Source organism: Pedobacter sp. 10L46_2 (assembly GCF_056395165.1).
Genome location: NZ_JBFTIZ010000354.1, coordinates 1 through 4,027, shown reverse-complemented (window position 1 = coordinate 4,027; position 4,027 = coordinate 1). Strand labels below are relative to the sequence as shown.

The 4,027-nt window shown below is 38.4% G+C and carries 6 protein-coding genes; 5 read left to right on the top strand and 1 reads right to left on the bottom strand.

All coding sequences use genetic code 11. The annotated features are described in order from the left end of the window. Positions 1–504 (top strand): sensor histidine kinase (locus AC1DDX_RS24710; protein WP_477622768.1); only part of this gene is annotated, 504 nt, incomplete at its 5' end. A 60-nt stretch (positions 505–564) separates the two neighbouring features. Beyond that, a complete protein-coding gene (locus AC1DDX_RS24705) occupies positions 565–1,176 on the top strand; it encodes a sugar phosphate isomerase/epimerase family protein (protein WP_288879222.1) in 612 nt (203 codons plus the stop codon). Positions 1,177–1,289: 113 nt separating this feature from the next. Here AC1DDX_RS24705 and AC1DDX_RS24700 read toward each other — a convergent pair whose 3' ends face one another. Next, positions 1,290–1,829, bottom strand: a complete 540-nt coding sequence (locus tag AC1DDX_RS24700; protein WP_172660185.1) for an RBBP9/YdeN family alpha/beta hydrolase — start codon at positions 1,827–1,829, stop codon at positions 1,290–1,292. A gap of 157 nt (positions 1,830–1,986) precedes the next feature. Here AC1DDX_RS24700 and AC1DDX_RS24695 point away from each other — a divergent pair, with 157 nt between their 5' ends. The 3 genes from AC1DDX_RS24695 to AC1DDX_RS24685 all read left to right on the top strand — a co-directional run. Next, positions 1,987–2,595, top strand: coding sequence for a hypothetical protein (locus tag AC1DDX_RS24695; protein ID WP_172660186.1), 609 nt, complete (start codon positions 1,987–1,989; stop codon positions 2,593–2,595). An 8-nt stretch (positions 2,596–2,603) separates the two neighbouring features. After that, complete coding sequence (locus AC1DDX_RS24690; protein WP_172660187.1) at positions 2,604–3,404, top strand: glycerophosphodiester phosphodiesterase; 801 nt, start codon at positions 2,604–2,606, stop codon at positions 3,402–3,404. An 8-nt stretch (positions 3,405–3,412) separates the two neighbouring features. Continuing rightward, positions 3,413–4,027 (top strand): ADP-ribosylglycohydrolase family protein (locus AC1DDX_RS24685; RefSeq protein WP_477622767.1); only part of this gene is annotated, 615 nt, incomplete at its 3' end.

The following is a 4,027-nucleotide window of genomic DNA, read 5'->3' as shown; positions in this document are numbered from 1 at the left end:
CTAGTGGACTACGTTAATGAACTGCTCAGGGACACAAAAACTTCTACAGGGGTAGGAGAAGAGAAGGAAGTTTTTTCCCTTACCCATTTACTGGAAGAAGTAATCAGTATGCTTACTGTACCAGAAAATTGCAAACTCCAACTTCCGCTGGACGCGGAAATTTGTTCCTCCAGAATTGCATTGGAGCAGATATTGCTGAACCTATTAAGTAATGCCATAAGATATAACGATAAAATTCATCCTGAGATTAAAATAAAGTTTGAACAAACTGCAGAAGGATATACTTTCGTAGTAGGCGACAATGGCATTGGTATGTCGAAAGAGGTTCTAAGCAGTATTTTTGAGCACGGCTATTGTTCCGGCGTTTTGGATCGCTTCAGTAATATCGGAAATGGTATTGGGCTTGGTACTGTGAAATCGCAGGTAGAGAGATTACGTGGACGTATTGAGGTAGAATCTACAATGGATGTAGGGTCTACCTTTTTTCTTTACTTGCCTAAGTGATCCAATCATTCCTGTCTTAATTGGCGTTTATGGGTTTATTGTTTACTTGAAGCCAATCAAATGAGTTCTCCAAGCGGGCATTATAATGTAACTGCTTATTTATCCCCTGATGGAAATGAGGATGTATTGAAATCTCATATCGAAACCGCTGCTGTAGTTGGCCAGCAATATTTTGTGGTTCCGGCGACGCCTACAGATATCAGGACACCTGGCACTATCAATGACTATAAACGAATGGCACAAAAGTTTAACGGGGCAGGCGAATTATGTAAAGATCACCAACTTAAACTTGGATATCACAATCATGCATTTGAGTTCAAGGATTTGCGTAATGGGCTAACAGGCTATGACGTATTTTTAAAAGAGACTGATCCTGGACTAGTTAGTTTTGAGCTGGACATTTTTTGGCTTATTAATGCAGGTTATGATCCTTTGGTTTTATTTAAAGAAAATCCGGGCCGTTTTAAAATGTGGCACGTGAAGGATATGGATAAAACAGACAAGTCTGTTTATACTGAAGTAGGAACGGGCAGAATTGATTATAAGGGTATTCTGGCCGAGGCTAAATTATCGGGACTTGAAAATCTCTTTGTGGAGCAGGATGTTATTAAAATTGATCCTTACAAGAGTATTACTCAAAGTTTAAATTATGTAAAAACTTTAGTCGGTTGATCTGGTTGGTTAAATAACCAGATCGCTCGTCATCTCGAAAGAAGAGCGCCGTACGTTGACGGTAGTATGATTGTCAACGATAGCATGATTGTCATTACCACTTCTTTGTATTTTTAATACTTTAGCAATTTCTGTAAAATCAATTGGCCTTCCTCCCAAAATCCTAGGTTTGAGTCGGAATTAATATGGCCTTTCTCACCGATATTTATGAATTCACTGCCCCACTGTTCTGCAAAATATTTGGCTCTGTTTAAGCTTAGGTAAGGATCATTAAGACTTGCCACTACTATTGATGGAAAAGCGAGCTTTATTATTGGTATTGGTGCAAACCCTCTTACAACATCGGGGGTGTGTTCAGGAGAATCAACGTCTGCAGGAGCTACAAGCAATGCTCCTTTGATTTTAGATTTATCATATTTAACCGCCCAATGAAGCACTAGTGAAACCGCAAGACTATGGGCAACTAAAATAACCGGCGAGTCCAATTTTTCTATAGCCTCATTTAGTTTTTCTAACCATTTTTCCAATTCAGGTTCATCCCAATTTTCCTGCTCGATCCTTACGACGTTGTCAAAGCTCCTCGACCAAAAGCTTTGCCAATGGTCATCTCCAGAACCGCCTAGTCCAGGTATAATCACAATTTTTGCTTCCATTTTTCTAAATGCAGTTGTTTATTCTTTTATTCTAATAGGGCTTAGGTATAGATTTTAGCTCCTAATATTGCGCACAATTTAGTAAACTGTAATGAACTTATTGAGCCATTTTAAAAATGATATTTGCTAAATTACAAGGGTATTTTAATTGTAAGACATGTTACAAAACAGAGTTGATCCATATGGCAACCTTATCAAATCTCCTGCGAGGGGTACATTTATGGGGAATAGGGGATTGCTGCACAATGAAAAGCAGGAGATTCGACGCCTTTTTAAGCTCACTGCCTGGATAACCTGCGTGTTGGAATTTAAAGATAGGAAGCGGCCGGTAATGGCTCCGGGACAATATACTGAGTTGTTTTTTCTTGATGAACCCACCTCATTTGCTGCTGGTCACCGACCGTGTTTTGAGTGTCGCAGAGCTGAGGCGACTGCTTTCAAAACGTTTTGGTTAAAAGGAAATCCTGAATATGGATTTAACGCTAAAACACCAATAAAAGCGATAGATGATATTCTTCAACAGGAAAGGATTGATCAAAATAACAAAAAGGTTACCTTTCTGGAATACCCGGATGCACTACCAGACGGCACATTTATTATCTTTAAAAATGAACCTTATTTAATAAGGAATGGAATGATGTATCTCTGGTCGGTAGAAGGGTATGGGATAGCAAAGTTGTTGCCGAAAGAAAAATTATCTGTTTTAACTCCAAAATCTGTTGTAAAGACATTTAGAACTGGGTACCTTCCTTCATTTATAGAATAGAAAAGAATATGAAGTTTGCCATAGGAATCTGTTTATTACTTTCTTTGATCCAATCTGTGGGTGTATGCCAGAATTCGAAACAGCATTCATTCGCTGCCAACTATAAACTGATAGCCCATCGCGGTGGTGTGGTGGATAGCCTTTCTGCGGAGAATAGTCTTTTAGCATTAGAAAAGGCAGTAAATAGAGGTTACTGGATGGTAGAAGTGGATTTAAGGTTAACCAGAGATGGAGTATTAATTACAAATCACGATAAGAATTTGAAACGATCTTTTGGTCTGGATGCGGATGTTTCGTCCATGACCTGGGAGCAGATCAGTAAGCTTAGAGATAAAAGAGGCAATAAAATATTAAAATTTGAGGAGGTACTCAATTACTGCGAAGGTAAACTGCAGGTTATGATTGATAATAAAATAGATGGAAACGATACCTTACTATTTGCAAAAGTGATAGACATGCTGAAAAGACACCATCTATACGAGAATGCGCTAATGATTGGTACAGATGAGTCTACTGATTTTTTTACTGGAAAGATAAAGCTCAGCTGTACCAGAAAGCAGCTTGAAGAAAATATGCTTAAAACCAATTACCTTTCATCTAACTATTTTCTTTTCTCTGATAGTATTTCAGAATCAGATGTTGAATGGGCTGGTAAGTATAATATTTTAGCCGTAGGTGTGATTAACTCCTGGGCGCTAAAATCGTCTGATGTTATGGGCAAGGCCAAAGAACAGGCTGATAAATTAAAGTCAACTGGGCTGCTCTATTTTCAAATTGATTCCGTATTCGATCATTTATTTAGCTATTAAAAAATAAGATGAAAAAATTACTAATCCCCGGACTTATAATGACCGTCTTGATGTCTGCATTCACCCTTAAGCAGCACAAGAAAGAAACTGTAACATTCACAAAAGAGAAATTACGTGATAAAATAAAAGGAGGCTGGGCAGGCCAAACTATTGGGGTGAGCTTTGGAAGTTATACAGAGTTCCGGCACAATGGTACTTTTATACAAGATTATCAGGTAATCCCATGGGGAGAAGGATATGTTAAAAAACTGATGCTGGAATGGCCGGATTTATATGATGACATATATATGGACCTTACTTTTGTCGAAGTATTGGATAGAGCTGGCTTTGATGCTCCTGTTGATTCATTTGCAAATGCCTTTGCAAATGCTTCCTATAATTTATGGCATGCAAACCAGGCTGCTCGTTATAATATTCTTAATGGAATAAAAGCACCAAAAAGCGGACATTGGCTAAATAATCCACACGCTGATGATATTGACTATCAGATAGAGGCAGATTTTGCAGGATTAATGCATCCGGGAATGCCAAATTCGGCAAGCACTTTAAGTGATAAAGTTGGCCATATTATGAATTATGGTGATGGATGGTATGGCGGAGTTTATGTTGGGGCAATGTACAGT

Coding starts and splice junctions, on each gene's coding strand:
- AC1DDX_RS24700 (WP_172660185.1), bottom strand. CDS start 1,829: ATGGAAGCAAAAATTGTGATTATACCTGGACTAGGCGGTTCTGGAGAT.
- AC1DDX_RS24695 (WP_172660186.1), top strand. CDS start 1,987: ATGTTACAAAACAGAGTTGATCCATATGGCAACCTTATCAAATCTCCT.
- AC1DDX_RS24705 (WP_288879222.1), top strand. CDS start 565: ATGAGTTCTCCAAGCGGGCATTATAATGTAACTGCTTATTTATCCCCT.
- AC1DDX_RS24690 (WP_172660187.1), top strand. CDS start 2,604: ATGAAGTTTGCCATAGGAATCTGTTTATTACTTTCTTTGATCCAATCT.